At 70.4% G+C, this 19,393-nt stretch carries 1 protein-coding gene; it reads left to right on the forward strand.

Annotated elements, in window-relative coordinates; translation table 11 throughout:
- The first annotated feature begins 112 nt into the window (after positions 1-112).
- The gene (locus QH470_RS31530) at positions 113-19,315 is read left to right on the forward strand and encodes a helix-turn-helix domain-containing protein (RefSeq protein WP_280276023.1); all 19,203 of its coding nucleotides are present in this window, start codon (positions 113-115) and stop codon (positions 19,313-19,315) included.
- Positions 19,316-19,393: the final 78 nt, after the last annotated feature.

Below are 19,393 nucleotides of genomic sequence, written 5' to 3' on the forward strand. Positions count from 1 at the left end.
GTTTAAAATCACCCCGCGGGGGCCCCCCGCCGCCCGGGCGGGGGTCCAACCCGCGCTGGCCGCCGAGAATGGGCGTCGTATCGCGGGCGGGGTTGGGGTATGGGCGCCGGGGGTGGCGGCGGCCGCCGCCGATGTCTTCGAGATCATCGGAGCTCTCCAGACGGACGAACGGCTTTCCGCACCAGACGATCTCGATGTGATGACCCGATTCCAGGAACGAGTGCTCGCCGCGGTCGAACTCAACATCGGACGTATCGTCGACGCCGCGGACTGGGCGAGGCTCGCCGACGACAACCTGCTCGCGCAGGGGGACGGCGACTGGGATCCGGACCTGATGCGCGCGCTGCGCGAGTTGCCTTCGCGGGCGGCCGGATTCGCCGCGGCCCGTACCGGCTCGGAGCAGGCGTTCGGTGAAGCGGCGCGGCGATACATCCCCGATGCCTACCGGGCGGCGCTGTATTTCCTGACCCGCACCCGCGATACCGAACGGGCGGTCGCGCTGCTTCGCGACCTGGACCACGCTGTGGCGATGGCGGCGGACCGGCTCGGACCGGCCACCCCCGCCCCGGCCGATCGCTTCGGGCCCGCCGCGCCTGCCGCGGCGGCGGGACTGTCGCTGTATCAGCTGCGCATGGACATTCATCAGGCGATAGCGGCTGCGGGCGGCGCGACCGCCTCCGCCATGCGCACCGCCGCGCGGCGGGGCCTCGCGGAGAATTTCCTGCTGCCGCGGATGGTCCAGCGAACCGTGGACGATCTCGGCGTCCTGGCCTGGTACGGCTCCGAGACGCCGAGCGCCATCCGGCCGTACTACACAGCGCACCGTGTCGCATCCGAAGGCCTCTTCGACGACCGCTCCGCGCGACTCCCCACTGGCCGAACGCTGGCCATCGGCGTGCACGCCGGGCATTTCGTCGCGGCGAGCGGCTCGAAGACAGAGCATCTGACCACCGGCTCGGGCGGCATCTCGTTCGTGATGGATCGGTGGGGACGCATGATGGCCGGTGACGACCACGACGCCCTGCTCCGGCTGATGTCGGTCATGGGGGACGAGCTGGCCGGATGGGGCACGCTGGCCACCGACGACTACGGGCGACCGGACGGGCCGGTTCGCTCCTATCGGGCCCGCGAGCTCTTCGATCCGATGGGCACCGCCCAATTGCGTGATGTTCTGGCGCGCGGCGGACTTCGCCTCGACGACAGCACCTTCGACAACGAAAGCCAGGGCCGATTCTGGCGAGGCGACCCGCCGCCGATACCGCAGCTGTTCGACATGGACGCGGTCGGTTTCCACAACAGCATCGAGGCGCTGTTCGCGGGCTACGGCGAACACTTCTGGGTGAAGGCCGACCGTGACACTATTGCGCTGAGCCGCAACGAAATACGAATACCGCTGACCCTCGCCCCGCTGCGCCGAGAACCCGGCCACCTCGAAGTCGTCGCGCAGCGGCAGGGCACACGCACCATCCTCCGCTATCGCGATCCGCACCCGGGCGCCGAGCCCGAACAGGTCGCCCCGGTCTTCGCCGAACTACACCGGCGAATGACCCGCTGGGCAGCCGAATCCGGCACCGTCGACTGGCACCCGGACACCGCCGAGGTGGTCCGCACCTTCGAACAGCACCTCGACCGCGCGCGGCCGGATCAGAACGGCACCCACATCGGCAGCCGCCCCACCGATTCCACACCAGATCCGGGGGATTCGGTTCGCACGTCGGCGTGGCCGAACCCCGCAGAGGTCAAACCTTTCGGCTCATGGCTCCGAGCGGCTCGCACGGCGCTCGGCATATCCCTCCGGGAATTGGCCGCCCGCATGGGCGTGCCCGGTTCGGCCACATATCTCGCTTCGTTCGAGCGCGGCATCAGGCCGACCCGGGACATGATGTCGCGAATCCTCTCGGCCTTGGCGGTCCCCGAGGAGATTGCCGGAGCGGTGCTCCGGGAGGCGGACGCCGCTCAGATCGACAACATGCCCGATCCCACCGCGCCGACCTTCACCATTCCCAACGCCTGGATCGCGGCCGCGCGTGTGCGCCGGAAGATGTCGCAGAAGGATTTGGCGGCGCATGTCGGCTTGAGCGTGACTCAATGGGCGCCCCGGGAACGCGCCACGATTGCGCGGACGAAAGCCTTCCAGATCACCTGGGAGCAGGCGCAACGCGCCCTCGAGGCGCTGGGTGTCACCCAAAGCGTCGCCGACGCCTTCCGGCGGCGCTTCTACCCGGAGACTCTGGCGGCCGAGGATGATCCGGGCGAGACCGGCGACTTCATCGGCGGCCGCCCGACCGATTCCACACCGGAGCCGGGCGAGCAGGTGCGCAATGTCGTATCGTGGCCGGACCCCGCCGAGGTCAAACCCTTCGCCGCGTGGCTGCGCGCCGCGCGTGCGGCACTGGGGATCTCACGGGACGAATTGGCCGCCCGCATGGGTGCGCCCGGCTCGGGGACGTATATCGGCTCGTTCGAGCGAGTGATCACGCCGACCCGCGACATGACGGTGCGCATTCTCGAAGCGTTGGGGGCGCCCGAGGATATCGCCGAGGCGGTGCTGCGCGAGTCGATGCCTGCGGAGGTCGACGCTCTGCCCGATCCCACGGAGCCGCGGTACCCGTCTCCCAACTCGTGGATCGTGGCCGCGCGTCTGCGCCGGAAGATGTCGCAGAAGGAGATGGCCGCGCATGTCGGCCTGAGCGTGACCCAATGGGCGCCGCGAGAACGCGCCGAGAACCCGAGGACGAGGGCGTATCAGGTCACCGGGGAACAAGCGCAGCGTGCACTGGAAGCGTTGGGTGCGACGGCAAGAGTCACCGACGCGTTCATGCGCCGGTTCTATCCCGACTCCGTTTCGGAAAGTTCGCCGGACGACGACAATCTGTCCGGTCTCATCGGCAACCGCCCGGACGAACAGTCGGACCATCCCTTCCGAATCCTCGACGATCCCGGAATGTCCGGCGATCGTGAGGTCGAGCCCGGGTACTGGGGGCACTACGGGGCGGCGGGGGTGCTGGTCCGGACCTTCGACGAGGACGGCGAAGAGGTTTTCCTCGTCTGCCGCTCGAAAGCCGGATTCTCCCAAGGTAATTTCCAGCTGCCCGGTGGCGCACTGTGTGCGCGGGAGACGCCGGCCCAAGGGGCCGCCCGCGAAATGAACGAGGAACTCGGCGCGGACGCGGAATACCTGGCCGGATTGGCGCATCGGGGGACTCATGTAATCGGCGGGCCGCGCGGATGGAAGTACCACGTCCTCGTCGCGGACGCGCCGCAGCGGTTCGACCCGGTGGCGGACGGCACGGAAACCGCCGACGCCCGCTGGGTCACGCGCGCGGAACTGGCGGCGATGGCCCGGCGCGGAGAGGTGCACTCGGCCCTGACCAGGCACCTGCCGCGCGTGCTGGGCTTGTTCGATCCCGAGGCGGACGTGCCGGACGTGCCGACGGCCGCCGAACCGGAGACCGCCGCTGTCGAACGGCCCGATCGTCCCGCGTATCGCATCCTGGACCGGGAGCTGTTCGACAGCTACGTGCAACTGAAGATTTTCGGTAGTGCGACTTTCGACGATCCGTCGCGCCTGCTCGAGGTTCAGCAGCGAAACGAGCAGTTCTTCGCGAGATACCCGCAGGCACGCGAGCTGGCGGTATCCGGCCACTTGGTGCAGTACGAACGCGTGCTTCAGTACACGGCCGAGCTGGCACGCGAGCTCGGCCTGAGCGTCGGCGCGCTGAGCGAGACGCTGACTCGCGAACTCACCGACCTGGTCGAAGGCAAACCTCTCGCCATCCGCATGCGGCAGGAGGCACTGTTCGGGCTGCTCGCCGACGGCCGGTTCAAGACCCAGTTCGAGGGGATGCTGGGCGGTGGCCGTGCCGGCGAGGTGGCGCGGATGGAGGACCGGTGGTTCGGCAACCCCGAGGACATGGACCCGCGGCTGCGCCCGGTCTACGGACTCGTGCTGGTCGACGGCGAGCGCCCGGCCGGGCTGTCCGACGCGGCCACCTCGGCCGGGCTGGCCGACATCCGCACCACGCTGTACACCGAGAAGGCGGCGATGTACGGCCGGATCGAAGTGGTGCTGAAAGACGATGTCCGGCAACGGGCCACGTTCTGCGTCGGCGATTCGCTCGTCTACTCGGGCAGCCAGTTCGACGGCAAACCGGCGCGGACCATGCCCTCGCCGTTGCTCGACCCGCGCCCGGAGTCGTTCGGCGTCGTCCCGCTGTCCGCGAATGTGGCCGTGGACGATCACGCATTGCGCGGAATCGAGCGCGACTACTCCGGCGCACTCTTCCGCCGGCACCAGTTCGTCGAGTCCCACATCCACGGCGGCGTCACCCTCTCCGACATCGACCACATCAATCTTCCCGAACCGCCCGACCCGGAACTGCGCGCCGCACTCGACGACGCGGGTATCCCGTGGCGCGTCCTGGACAGCCACGCCGTCGCCCGCAGCGGCGACGCCGAAGCCATTGCGCGGGAACGGCGTCGACTCACGGAAGACCGCGCGATGGTCGAGGCCAGGGTCGACGACCTCCGCCGGGAAATCGACGCTGCCGGGTGGCCGGGCGCGCCGCGCCAGATCCGGGAGCGGGTCGAGACCGTCCGCGTCGAACTCCGCAACGCCGAAGCCATGCGGGACCGAATCGACGACATGCTCGCGTCCCTCGACCCCGACTCCTCGGAACGCATCGGCAGCAGACCCTTCGACGGTGCGGCCGACGGCACAGGCCCGGAGGCGGCTTCGCGGTACGACCTGCCCGACGGGCTGTCGCTCACTCGCGGCGAGGCCGAGATATTCACGCTGGCGCGAAACGGGTTGACGCACAGCGACATCGCGGCGGCTCTCGGCATGCCGGAGCGCGCGGTGTCGGCCGCCCTGTCCACGGTCCGGCGCAAGCTCGCGCAGCGGCGGGCGCAGTTGGTGGCGGAGAGCCGTCTCGCCGACCCGTCCGTGACCTCCGAGTCCGGCCGTTTTCGCAGCGCCATGTACGCCGCACTGGTCGGCGCCGACCAGCCGGATCCGCGCCGGCTGATCGCGGAGGCGAGCGCGGAGCAGCTGGAACGGCTGGTGAGCCCGGTGCGCTCCGCTCGCGAGAAGACGCGCGGCGCCATGATTCACACCATGACGTTGCTCGCCGCGCAGCGTTCCGTGCAGGCGCTCGCGGACGAATACCACCGGACCCAGATGGAATCGGCCGCGGCGTTGGCACAGGCGAGTCCGGACGACCTGCAAGCGGCGCTGGACGAACTGGACCCGGTCGAACGGCGGATCGTCATCAATCAGTTCGGACCGGAGACCTCGCCCGCCACCTTCGAACCCGAGGGCTCCGTACGCGGCTCCCGCGCGGTCGATATCGTGCGCCGGCTCGCCGCCTCGATCGCAGACCGTGCGGGCACCTCCGCCGAAGGCCCGGCGAGCGACCTGCTCACCCCGGTGCGGAAGACGAATCACGCTATCGCTCAGACATATACGACGAACGAATGTCTGGCGGCGGTCGCGGAACTGGGAGATCTGCGGGACTCGGACCGTACGCCGGAGAACGAGTCCGCCAGCTGGCGCTCGCTGCCGGTGGACCACGGTTTCGACGAGGAACAGCGGCGAATTGCCGACGAGGCGCTGCGCGCGGGTGGCTTCGACCACGCGGGCGGCCTGCAGCGCTGGCGCAATCGCCGCCACACGGCGTCCGCACAACGCCGTGCGACCGAGAACGGGGAGTGGTGGGACTCGCTGCGCGATCCCGCCGCACCCGGCGGGCTGAGCGCTACGCAACGGGCGCTCATCCAGGTGTACCCGCACGAGATAGGCAACGCCGACGGCCTGCCCGCTGTCATCCGAGACCACGCCAACCGGCTGTCGATCCGCCGTCAACTCGACGAGTTCGTCGCGCGCAAGCCGGCCGGCACGGGAATGCTCGACTGGGTCCGGAACGTGCTCACCGTCGTCGAGCGCAAGCGGTTCGACAACCTGGTGCACATCCGGAATCACCTGCGGCAGATGGACCGTCAGGCCGCGGAGACGCCGGGCGGGCCGCCGGTGCATCTGCTGTCCTTCGACGCGGCCGCCTTCGGCGGCAAGGGCAAGGCCGTCGCCGCGCTCGGCAATGTCGACACCGCGCACACGGTGAATTGGCATGTGCCGGGCACGAATACGACCTCCGCTTCGCTGGCGTACCAGTTCGAGCCGCTGCACAACCTGTACAAGGAGACACTGCGCGTCGAACCGTCGCTCGAACTGGCCTCGATCATCTGGATCGGCTACGACGCGCCGGCCGGGCCGGTGAACACCGGCTTCGTGAAGGCCGCTTTCCGGCGCCGCGCCCGGGTCGGCGGCGACCGGCTGGCGTGTGACATCGCCGCGCTGCACGCCACCCGGCGTCGCGCCGGAATCGCCGACCCCGACCGGCTCGTCAACCGGCTCTACGGGCACAGCTACGGTGCGGTCACCTTGTCGTACGCGGGCCGCGACGGCAGGCTCGCCGGTCTGATCGACTCGGTCATCCTCGCGGGATCGCCGGGCACGGGCCCGATCCACCATGCCGAGGAGTTCGGCATCGGCGCGGACAAAGTCTACATCTTCGCGTCGTGGCGGGACGTCGTCACCAAGTTCGGCGCGGATGAGCCCGGCGCGCACAGCCGCCTCCATCCCCGCCTCGGCCACGGTATAGATCCCGCCACCGAGGCTTTCGGCGGGGTGCGGCTCGGCGCCGAGTTCCCGTCGGACTGGGTCGGCGTCGAGACCGTGCATCAGGGCTACCTGCACTACGACGAGTCGACCGGGCTCCCCCACGAAGCCTTGGTCCATGCCGCGCACATCACCGCCGGGCGGGGCGCCACCCGCGAACGGGTGCCTCACCGCACAGCCGGGTCCCGGACATTCGGGGGGGTCAGCGACCCCGAGAACGGGCGTTACACGGAGCTCGTGCTTTCCGCTCGAAGTCCCGAGGAATCCGGGCCCGACGAGACGGATCCGGCCGCACGGCTGGCGGTCGCCCACCACGCCACCGAGCGCCGCGCGGAACTGCTGCGGGAACTGTCCGAACTGCTCGCGCCCGAGAGCATCGATCCCGCGGAACTGCTGCGGACCGGCTCGCCCACCTGGGAGACATGGTTCGCCAGGTACCGGGAGGTGCGCCGCGACCTGGCCGGCATGCTCGAGATCGGCCGCGGCGCGGCGGTGGATGACCAGTGGCTCCGCCACGTGCTGGACGACTGGCGCGAACAAGACTGTGCGACACCGGAAATCCTCGCATCCGGACGAGAGTTCGACCGGATGCTGCCGGTCGCGAAGCTGGTCGACGATATCCAGCGCCTGGACACCTGGGCCCGCACGGTCGAGGCGGTGGAGACCGAACTGGCCCGGCGCGGGGCGGAACTGTCCGGCCTGATCGGCCGGGCGCACGGACTGTTGCGGGCGGCCACCGACTTCCGGGCGCACGGAGAGCTCGTCGGGGTCCTCGGCGCGACACTCGCGACGGCGGACCGGCTGGCCGCGGAGCGGCAACGCCTCGAGCGGCACGCGCGCGCACTCTTCGCGCTGGGGACCGCCGTAGCCGAGGACGAACGGGCGTCGTTCGAGTCGTGGAACCGGCGGATCCTGGAGGCGGCCCGGCCCTATCGGGTGTCGTCCCTGGATTCGTGGCACGGGATGACGCTGCTGCACGCCCGGCTGCGCTCGCTCGAGGCGGCCGCCCGGGATCCCGAGCACGAGTTGTCGGCCGACATCGAGGAGCTGCGCCTGCTCGCGGAACGCGCGAAGACGGCGGTCGAACGCTACGACACGACCCACCTGCTGAACGCCGATCTGGACGCGGCACTCGAGCTGGCGAATCGGGCACTGACCGGGGTGCCCGCCGCGACGGACGGGGCCACGTGGCAGCTGTCCCAGTTCCCCGATCGTGCGCCGTTCGTCGACACCCTGGCTGCCGTGCGGGACGATGTCGCGCACCGGCGGCAACGGACCGTCGTCGCGCTGCGGGACGATCCGCGCGGCGAGGACGAAATCGCCCGTGCGAGCGAGCGACTCGGCCGCATCGACACTGTGACGGCGGCGTTCGACGAGGCCGCGCACCGGAGGACGCTGGGCCGGGTGCAGCTCATCCGGCGGATGCACGAACACCTGCTCCGGTATCCGCTGGACCGGCGGATGGACCGGGGCGCACTGGAGCCGGAGCTGGCGATCATTCTCGAGACGTGCCGCCTCAGCGCGGCCGCGCTACCCGACGACGGGTGGGCGGAGCGGACCACCGCACAGGTGCGCCGGCAGGTGGACGAGTGGCGGCGCGACGGCAAGCCGGCGCAGCAGGTGCAGCAGGGCGAGCGTTACCTCAGCCTGCGGCTGCTGGCGGAGGCGTTCGAGGACGACAACCCGTGGAACACCTGGTATCTGCGGCTCACCGACCACGAGGCCGCGCTCACGCAGCTGGTCCACGGCCGGCTCACGGCCGAGGACGAGCGCGCCACGGCCTACTCGCGCCTGCGCGAACTCGCCGCGTCCGGCGAGGTGGACCTGAGCCGGTGGCGTTCCCTGCCGGAACTGCGGGAAGCGTTGGACCGCATGGTAAAAGAGGAACTGCGCTGGCTGGGGTCGGTACTGGGTGCGGAGACCCCGGAACCGCTGCGCCGGCTGATCGAGGCCCCGGGGGACCCGGCCCCCGTCTCCGCCGTCCAAGCCGCTGTCGTCGAGGTCTTCCCGCTCCTCGCCGCGCGCCGGCCGGAAGACCTCGCGGTACGCGACCGCGCCGACCACTGCCTGGTGCTCACCACCATGGTGCAGGCCGCCGAGCAGATCGACGACGGGACAACCGAACTCGACAAGTTCGACGCCGATCTGGACGACTGGCTGGACGAGGTGATGGACACCGTCGGCCGCGCGGGCGGGTTGGCGATCGAGCCCGACGAATCGGACGGCACCATCGGCGCTCGCCCCTCCGACTCGGAACACGGTGCGCCCGGGGCGTTCTCGCCCGGAATGTCCGCCGCCGAGGTGCACGCAGCTGTCGCGGGCACGTGGACCGACCCCCAGGGCGCACCGGCTGACCTTCCGCCGGAATTGACGAATGTCGCCGCGCTGCTGGTCGATTACGCGCTGCAAGTCTCCGGTAAGGACGGCGTGCGGATCACGTCGACGACGACTTCGACCGGCCTTGCGTACACCGTCCGCGGGTCCGTCGAAGGACTCTATGTCCCCGCGTCGTACAAGCCGCTGGTGGACAACTGGGGCGGCGAATTGTTCGGTGATTTCGAATGGACCGACCGGGGTGACGGCTCTGCCCCCACGTGGTCCGCGCGGCTGTGGGGAGACCGCAAGCGCTTCAAGCGACTGTCCGCGACCCTGCCCGCGCAATTGGCCGAATCGATACCGGGTTTCACTGCGCAGCAGACGGTTTCGGTGCTCGCCGAGGCGTTGCAGGTGGCCGCGAGCCGCAAGGGAGTCGGACGCGGCGGCGGCCTGGGTCTCGAATCAGGGGAAGGACGTCTGCGGGTGCGGGTGGGCGACGGTGCCGCGTTCCTCATGGGAACGCCCGGCGTTTACACGCGGACGATCGACCCGGACGGCCCGCCGGATTCCATCGGCAGCAGGCCGCATGAGGTCTCGCCCGACAAGCCGTCCGACGTAGGCGAGGACCGCATCGGGTCCACGCCGTTCGGCGACCCCGGCGGCATCCCGCCGATCGAACGGATCGAGCGGCTGCGGGGACGTCCCGGAGTGCGGATGGATCTGCTGACGTTCAGCGATGAGCATCGGTATCAGGCCGTCCGCGAGACATACACCTATGTCGAACACGCGGTAGCGGAGTGGGCGACCGCCTTGCTCGCCCGGGCCATGGGAGCGCCGGTCGGAGAGGTGCGGATGGAGCCGCCGGAATATCACGTCCTCTATCGGGACCGTGCGCCCGTTCGATGGGGCCAGGGCGACCCTCAGGTCGCCGACAGGCTGGGGATATTCCACGCCGTCACCGGACAGACGAGCCCGTTCTCGGAGGTCTTCGTGCGCCGCGACGGTCGGCGCGCGGTGTGGCTGGACCACCACGTCCCCCGGCAGACCGTCGTGGACATCGGCTGGAACGTGAACGCGCTCGGGGATTTGTTGTGGAGTTTGCCTTTTCCCGATCGGCTCGTGTCGAGAATGCTCGAGATTCAGGAAACGGCGATGTACGAGCTGCGCAATGTAGCAGCGCACGCCGAGCATCCGCTGCTCGCCGCCGGGCTGGATGACCGAACGCAGGCCAAGAGGCGGTTGGTGGAGACGTTCAAGCTGAACCACCCCTACGTGGAGGTGACCGGGTTCGACAGCCGCTACGCATCGAAAGAGGCCGTCGAGGAAATTCTTCGAAGACTGGGCCAGCTGCTCGACAAGTACCGATACACCCCGGGCTTCCAACGACTCATGACGAATATCCGTGCGCTGCGGACCGATATCCTCTTGGGGGCACGGGCGGAGACGAGTTCTCGAAACGACGGGGACGCGGACGCGGGCGAAGGCGCGGTGTTGTTGTTCAACCTCCAATACGCCATCGACCGAAGGATCGCTTCGGGGAGCAGCCTGATCGAGGAGTCGCACGGTGTGCACCCGAGTTCCGGGCAGCCGTACGCGGATGATGTCCTCCACGAATTCGTGCACGCGATCGACTTCGCGAGCCACCTCGAACTCAGCGGGAATCTGCCTGCCGTGTTGCGTGACGCCCACACGAAGCTGAAACAGAACGGCCTGATCGAAAGTTATGAGGAATGGCTGCGTCGCCTGCCGCTCGGTGCCTACGCCTCGCCTTCCATGAGTCCAGAGTCGGCAGCCGAGGCGCTCGCCGTCGGATTCTCCGCCGCAGAGATCAAGGGCACCTACGTCGGCACCCCCCAATGGGTGATCCACGAGTACGTCACCAATCTCCAACCACCGGAAATCAACTGGAATACCCGCATCGGCGCCGAGGTCGACTACTCCGACCCCACCGACCTCATCGGCAGCAGGCCCGCGGACAGTGTCGGCAGCCGCGCCGAGCACCCGGAATTCCACTGGCTGGCGGCACGGCTGGGCACACTCGCACGGTTTTTCACCCTCGCCGGCTGTCCCGAACTCCGCGGCTACACCGGCAAGCTGACCACCGACCTGCTACCGCTCTCTCAGCGTCTCGACGAACTCGCCGACGAAATCCGGGGGCAGGGCTTCGGCGACTGGTACGAGCGGATCAGGGACCAGCTGACCGGCTGGCTGGCGGAGAACGCGCCGGTCCTGCACCACCGGAATTCCTACGCCGCCGCCGACGGCATAGATCGGCAGGGCGCGCGCGTCGGTGTGACCGGCGAGGTCAGCGCGGTCGGCACGCTGCGCATCGTGATGAAGACCGCCGAGGGCACGCCGCGCGGCGCGGTCATGTTCGGTGATTTGTGGGGCGAGGTCGGCGATGTCGTGCACGGCATCGAAGGCACCTGGGCGAGTGCCGGCCGGGGACTCGCGGACAACCTCGACACCTTCAACGCCGGTCTCCGGAGCGGGCTCACGCCCGAGGACGCCGCCCGCGCCACGTTCACCGGAAAGATGGCGGCCCGCAGAGGATTCACCGAGGTCCTCGTCGGCCACTTGATCGGCGACAGCGGAGACTATGTGCTGGCTCAGGTGACATTCGTCCGGCCGGCCCGGCTGTGGGAGGCCCGGTGCCGCGCCCTCGCCCACGTGGCCGGGGTCCGATTCCCGGAACTGCTCGACCGGGTGGGCTGGTCCGCGGAACTCGCCCGCCTGCGCGCCGCGCATCCGGCCGGCGAGCACGGGGACCTCGAGACACTGAGCGCGCAGGTCGCGCGGCTGACGGACTGGGTCGCGCGGTGGTGGGCCGACCAGGACGCACACGACCACCCAGGCGTCGCCGCGGCCGTCGCGGAGGTGCTGCGGCGCAATCCCGGCGCGCGGCAGCTCACGGCGCATACCGTCCTGCTGCCGGGAAACTCCGTCGTGGTCGTCGCCGACGAGGGCCGTCATGACGACGCGCTGACCGACATGTTGCTCCGCCACCTCGATGTGCGCGCCGCGCTCCGCTCCACGGGATACACCGTTCGGCGAGTGAAACCCGTTGTCGATCGCGGTGATTCGGGCAGCTCGGTGAGGGTCGTGGAGCTGGGCGTCGCTCGTGTCGACGCGGTGCGGCGCGGGTCCGACGATCCCGCCGCGGCTCGCCGCCGTCGCCTGCTCGAACAGGCTCGTAGCCAGCTGCATCCGCTGCTCGCCGGGGACACCGGCTTCGGCGTCATGGCCGAGCACTTTCGCCGGCTGGACTGGCCGGAACGCGCGGAGCTGGTACGGGACCGGTACGACCTGACCTCGCGGCTGGCGGGAGTGCCGTCGCGGTGGCGGAACCGTGCCGGCCGCGCCCGGCTCGCCGCCGAACTGGAGCGGTTGCCCGGCGCGCGGCGATCGGCGAATCTCGAGACCCTCGCCGCCGCGGTGGCGCGTGCCGAGCAGCGCGCCGCCACGATGCCGGGCCGGCCGGACGTGTACCTGTGGGCCTTTGACGCGGAGACCGGGTACGCGGTACTGACCTTCGGCGACCCGGAATTGGTGACGCGCGGTGACGACATCGACGTGCACGTGGTCGACGACTTCGCCCGGCTCGGCACCGAAGTGGACCGGGTCGCCGACGCATTCTCCGGACACTCCCGGACCGGCGCCGACCACGACCGGGCCGCGGTGCTGATCGTCGGGCACGGAACGCCGGGTGTGACCGCGCCGCCGGACGCCCCGGGAATTCCGGCCGGGCTCGCCGATATGAGCGCCACACGAGACTTCTATCAGCGCGCGGCGGCCCGGGCCGGGATGGATCGGAGCGGGCTCGTCCGGCTGCTGGAGGGCGCCCGCCGGGACGTCGCGTCGGAGATGTTGCGACTGGTGGACCTCGTGCTGCCGGGCCATCCGGTGCGGTTCGTCGCCGGGGCCTCGATCGAAGAGTTCTCCGCCGGAATGCCCGCCGCCGAGTTCGCTGCCCGCGCCGGGGCCGACTGGTCGGTGGTGTTCGACAGTCCCGACCAGGTCGCGCCGCATTTGGCCGTTCGGCCGGGCGCAGTCGCGGTGCTGGCCGTGCGGAACCCGCACCCCGCCGACGGCAACGGCAACGATCTTGTGATGGTCCGCAATGTCGGCGACGGCCGCCTCGTGCAGATCGAACCGGACGACGCCAACGCCGGCCGCGTCGAGGCGGGTGCGGCGGCCGCGGCGATGCTCACCCGAGATTGGCCGCCGTTCGACCCTGCGGCGTGGTCGGGTAGGTGGGACAAGGGATTCGGAATCGTCCTGGACGCCGACGGACCCGATCGCCCGCTGCTCGGCGGCGAATCGGCCGGGGTGCGCGGGGAGGATTATCCCGACGGCCTGATCGGTGCGCGGCCGTCGAACGGGGAGTCGGAAGGGACCAGGCGGCAGATCGAGCACACCCACTCCTGGTGGACCGACCTGCCCGACGATGTGCTGCCGCCGAATCAGGAGGTAGCCGATTTCGCCGCGCGGCACGGATATACGTGGTCGCAGGCGACGATGGTATGGGATTATCGCGATGAGCTGGGCACGCTTCCCGGCATTCCGACGGCGGCCCGCCGACAGGCGAACGAGTGGGCGGCGCAGTCGGCGACGAGTCCCGATGCACGTCTCATCGCGGCGCTGCCGGGCATCCCCGAGTCCGGCGTCCCGGCTCCCGCACAAACGTTACGGCACGCCGAATTCGCCGCCGGCGAATACGAATTCGTCCTCGGTGAGGATCCCGAGTGGGCGGACAAGGTCGTATATCTCGCACTCGACCGTGCCGCCGACCCCGCCGCCGAGTATTTCGTCACCGCCGCCGAGCTGGCTCGGCGCATCCGGCAGCTCACCCCGGACCTGCGCGTCTCCGTCGTGGCCTGGCGGCGCGGGCCCGAGGGCGATGACGCGGAGTCGCAACGCACGCGCGGACTGCTGCTCCGCCGACAGATCCTGGCGGACAACCACTATCGACGCCTGGTGAACCCGACGCCGGCCGACGTCACGGTGGCGGCGGCGGGCACCGGCTGTCTCGCCGCGACCGCCACCGGCTTGTCTCCCGCGGACGGGGTGCACGCGGTGGTGCTGGCCGACCCGCGCCCCGGCGCCGGCTCCCTCGCAGCGTCGAATGCCGGTGCGCCGGTGCGTATTCTGTCGTCCGAGCCGACCGGCGAATGGCTCTCCGCCGGTGCGGCGGCCGCCTTGTTCCGCGCCGCGTCGCCGGGTGAGTCGAGTGCGCAGGCGCGCGAACGAGGTAGGGCCAACAGCGCCGTCGCCAGCGAATTCGTTCACCCGGACGGGGATTCGGCCGACTGGGCGCAGCTGCCCGAGCTGCTCGGCGATGTCGACGGCATGCCCGCGAATGTGCGTTCCGGCATCAACGACGCGAAGATCTCGCGTGTCATGAGGTCGGAGGGGCCGGACTCGGTCGCGACCCTGGTCGCGGATGCGGTGACGATGTCTCGGACGTGGGCCGACGAACACGACATCGTGTTGCCGCACACCTACTCCGCCGCCATATCCGACCCGGACCGCGCCGACGTGACACTGTCCTTCGGTGACCTCGGCACGCAGCTGCCGCTGTCCGAGGACCTCGCCGACCTGTTGCCATCCGGGAGGCCGGCACGGAAGGTGCTGACCTTCGTGTTCGACGTGACCGACGACCCGGCCACGCTCGCCGCCCAGGCGGTGGCCGCCGCCGCCCGATTCGCCTGGGCGCGGCACAGATACGGCGATCACCAGGTCGCGATGCTGGCTCACCTGCGATTCCGCCGCTCCGGCGCCGACGACACGGAGTCGTCCGAAGAGCTGGCGCGCCGACTCGTCCGAGGGCTGGATGCCCTGCAAGGGGCGCGGAAGCGGCCGGCCACGCTGTGGGTCGAGGGGAGCGGACAGACCGGTCCGATCGTCGCAGAGATGATCCGTGCCGACGCGGACGAGCCGGCCGGGGAGGCCGTGGTCGCGGCGGCGCACGACGACTCCGGCGTTTCCGACGACCCCGGCGCGCGCATGGCGGAGGTGCTGCCCGAACTGTGGCAGTGGGAACTCCGGTACCGCGAGGCGGCCGAACGACTCGATCGGGAACTCGCGGGAGACAGCGTCGCCGCCCGGCGGGACGCGCTCCGGCAGCGCCGCGACCACGCGAGCGACCTGGCGCGCGGAATCGCCGCGGCGGTGACCCGATACGTCGAGGCGCAGCAGTTGCACGAAGCCGCGAAATCGCGCACGCCGGCCGAATCGCTCTCCGGCGCAACCGGCCCGGCCGATCTCACGCGGCACAACGCGCGCGTCACCGAATTGATCCGGGCGAGCCGACAGCACCACAACCTGGCCTACAGGCTCCTGGTGCTGCACCAGGCGCACACCGACTTGGCAGCGCTGGAATCCTTCCACGACCACCGCCTGCCCACCGATCCACAACTCTCGCTTGATTGTTCGGACCCCGAGATCCACGCGATGGCCGCCGCCCCGGATCCGGTACACGACGATCGGACGCGGCCGGAGCCGGAACGCCTCGACCGGGCGTTCGGCGAACCGGATACCTCGGGACTGTTCCCGCTCCCGTTCGGCCTCGCCGAAGACCCGGCGCACGGCCACCCTGACCGCATGCGGTGGCTGCGCATGCGGCAGTTGCTCACCGATCTCCGCGTCGGTGAGTACGGCTTGTCCGAAGACGCCCTGTTCGCTCACGTCGAGGCCCACCACACTGCCCTCCGGCAGCTCCGAGCCGTTCTCCGTGACCATTTCGGCTACCCCGCGGCACCCGGCGGTCCCGAAGACCTGATCGGCAGCCGCCCGACGGAGGACCACGAACTCTCGTGGCGTGCGGAGATGCTGCTGGCCGCCGGCGCGCTGGGCGTCGACCCCGGGTTCGCGGCGCCGGATACCGGCGGACGGCGTCAGCTGGAGCAGCTTCGAGACGGTGAGCTGCTCGAGTTCAGCCGCGAGCGGCGAGCGGCGGGCGATCCTCGGCTGGCCGGTGATCCCGATGCGGTCCTGACCGCCGAGGAGATGGAAACTACGCTCGCGCACTTGGATTCGGATCCGCTCGCCACCGGGCAGCAACATGCCGTCGGCCGCCGCTGGCGGAACGCGCACCGATTGCTCACCGCGACAGACGAACTCGACCGGCCGACGGGGATCGCACCGCCGGATGAGGGCGTCCTGGATCGGTTGGCGACGGCGATCGAGCTGTGGCGCACGGCCACCGGCGCAGAGTCCTACCGGGAAGCCAACAGCCCCGCCTACTACCCGGAGTACGTCGCAACCTCATTGGGTGAGGTGGACGCGAACACCTGCCGCGCGGTGCTGCACCGCTACGACGAGGTCGACAGAGCGTTGCAGGCCCTCGGGCACGCGTGGAACGAGCGGCGGGACGGGAGCGGGTCGGCCGCCGTCCTCGACGCTTTCACCGGAGGCGTGTGGCAGCACGTCTTCACCGAACTCGAACCGGCGACCCTGCACACGCTGCCGGCGGCGATCGATACGGTCGCCACCGCGGTGCGCCCGTTCGTCTACGGCCTCGACGAGCTGCCGATGGCGATGCTGCGCGCGTACGCCCTGCTGGATCTCGAGCGCCGCTTCCTGTACAAGCTGGTACCGAGCCTGCGTGCCAGAGCCGACCGTCCCGACGACAGTCCGGCGTCGACCGACCACATCGGCGGCACACCGTCCTCGGACGACCACGGCAGCATCGGCGCACGGCCGTGGCCCGAGCGCGTCGCGGCGGGCTGGCATCCGAGCGATGATCGGGGCACCGAACCGCGGGGTCGGGGTGGCGCCCCCGACGTCGGCTGGCTCACCTTCGTATTGGGCCCTCTCGCAAGGCATTTCGATGTCTCTGGGGATCGTGCCGCACTCGCCGACCGGGCCGAGGACACCCTCGCGACCGACTTGTTGCCGCTGTGGCACCACCTCGGCGCGCTCGCCGCCGAATTCGAGAACCGGGGCCTGGGGCAGTGGTACGAGCGGACCATGCTGGACCTGACCGGCCGGATTGTCTCGACGCCGGTCGGGCGGTACCGGAATCTGTACGCGGCCGCACCGGGCGACATGGACGACAGGTATTACCCCGTCGGCGCCCGCGGGGAGGTCGATCTGTCCGGAAAGCTGCTCAGTGTCTTCATGACCGGGCCGGGCACGCCGTCCGGCGGCGCGATGTTCGAGGACGTGTGGCGCGAACTCGGCGACATCGTGCACGGAATCACGGACTATTGGGCCCGGGAACGCTTCGGGCTCACCGACAATCTCGACTCGTTCAACGCCGCCGTGCGCAGCGGACTGTCGCCCGAGGACGCGGCGCGCACCGCGACCTTCACCGGCAAGATGGCGCACCGGCGCGGGTTCACCGAGGTCGTCATCGACGTCCTCGAGGGCGAACCCGGCAACTACGACAGAGTCGAGCTGACCTACGTCCGGCCCAGCCGACTGCGCGAAGTGCGCTGCCACACCCTGGGCCACCAGGCCGGAGTCCGGCACCCCGAACTGCTGAACCGGGCGGGTTGGACCGCCGAGATCGCCCGCCTGCGCGAGCACGCCGCCCGGGAACTGCGCTCCAAACGCCGGGTGGCGGCCGGCGCGGGGCTCGGCGCCGAGGCCTGGGCGAGTGCCGCGGCCGCGACGGAGGCGAGGATCGGCATCATCGAGCGGCTCGCCGAGGAGACCGCGCGCTGGTGGGCCGAACAGGACGCCCGCGACCACGCCGCTGTCGCCACGGTCGCCGCCGACCTGCTGCGCCGCCGGCCCGGCACCGTGCGCGTGGCGCCCGGCGTCGTCCTGCTCCCCGGCCACACCGTCGCGGTGATCGCGGAAGAAGGCCACCACGACGACGCCCTCACCGACATGCTCCTCCGTAATCCGGCCCTGCGCGCCGGTCTCCGGTCCGCGGGCTACGACGTACTCAGGTTGAAACCGGTTGTACAGCAAGACAACTGGGGGAACACCCACGTGTGGGCGGAAGAACTGGGCACGACCCGGGCCGGGAACGGCTCGGTGGGACTCATCGGCGAGCGCGGGCGGCCGACGCCGTGGAACAGGCGGCAGGCGGGGTCCGAGTCGCGGCCGGTGTCCAGGGAAAGCGAGAACGGGGAGGGACACATCGGGAGTCGGCCGACGCCGTGGTCGGCCGCCGGGAACGACGAGGCCATCGGTGCCCGGCCGCATGATGCGACGGATAGTTCTGGCGGGGAGGCGGTTCCGCACCCGCATGGGTACGACCGTGGCGAGGATTGGTTGGGTGCGCTGCGTGTCGCGCTTCCCCATCTGCACGAAGAGATAGACGCGATCCTCGAATCCCCTGCGGGGGCCTCGAACGCGATCGGCGAGTTGCGTGCCCTGATGCGGCGAGAGCCGGCGGTGCGGCGGCTGTACGCGGCACTGGCGCAACACTTCTTTCCCGCGCTCGCGACCGTGCGCGGGCCGGTCGTCGGCGCGGGGCTGCGGTTCTTCCGGGAGCAGGCCGGCCTCCGGCCGGGCGAGTTCGCCCATCGGCTCGGCGTGCTGGAAGTGACTGTCGCCCACCGGGAATCGTCGGAACGGCTGCCTCCCGCCACCACGGCGTGGCAGGCGCATCTGCGGGCGCTGGCGGCCGGAACCGGTCCCGTCGACGACAGCGTGGAGATCGGCGCCTGCCTCGGGGTGCTGCGGGCGCGCGTGGGCCTGCCGGTGCGGTACGTCGCCGAGAAGCTCGGCGTTTCCGCGGAGGACGTCGCGGATATCGAGGCGGGCCGCCGGCGGCCGGAGCGAGCCGACGCGGAGGCGTACCTGCGCGCCCTGACGCCCGGCAAGCCGCGTTTCCCCGAGGGCTACCGGCATACCGGCGAATTCCTCAGGTTCCTGCGCAACGACGCGGGTGTGTCGCTCGCCGAGGCCGCCCGGCGCGCGGGCATGTCGAAAGCCATGGTGGTCAATCGCGAGTCGGGACGGGTGCCTCTCACACCGGAGTTCGTGGAGCTGTACCTGCGGGAGTACGGGCAGGGTGCGGTGTCGTCGGCCGAGATCGCGGAATTGTCCGGCGCCCCGACGCCTGCCCCGCCGCCTCGCACGGGGGTGGCGCCGCTCGAGTGGATTTTCCCGAGCGTTGCCGGCACCAGCTCGCTGGGGGAGTACATGGCGGTGTTCCAGCGGGAGAACGGGCTCACGACCGGGGTCACGAACGACCTGTTCGGGTATCACCGCGTCCGGCAGGACGAGTCACGAGCCGTCCGCGAGGTGACGGCGCTGCGTGCCTACGATCGCTTCCTGTTCCAGGCCGGCCCTTGGAACAGTTTCGCCGAAGCGTGGGGATACACCTACCGGATGGACCCGGAGGGCGAGCACTCGCCGTAGACCTCGCCGAGTCCACGGCCCCGCGGAATCACCGCGGGGCCGTGCTCGCCTCGCGTCAGTGCACGCTGCGCGGCTGCG

It is taken from the genome of Nocardia wallacei (genome assembly GCF_029868745.1).
Taxonomy (GTDB): domain Bacteria; phylum Actinomycetota; class Actinomycetes; order Mycobacteriales; family Mycobacteriaceae; genus Nocardia; species Nocardia wallacei_B.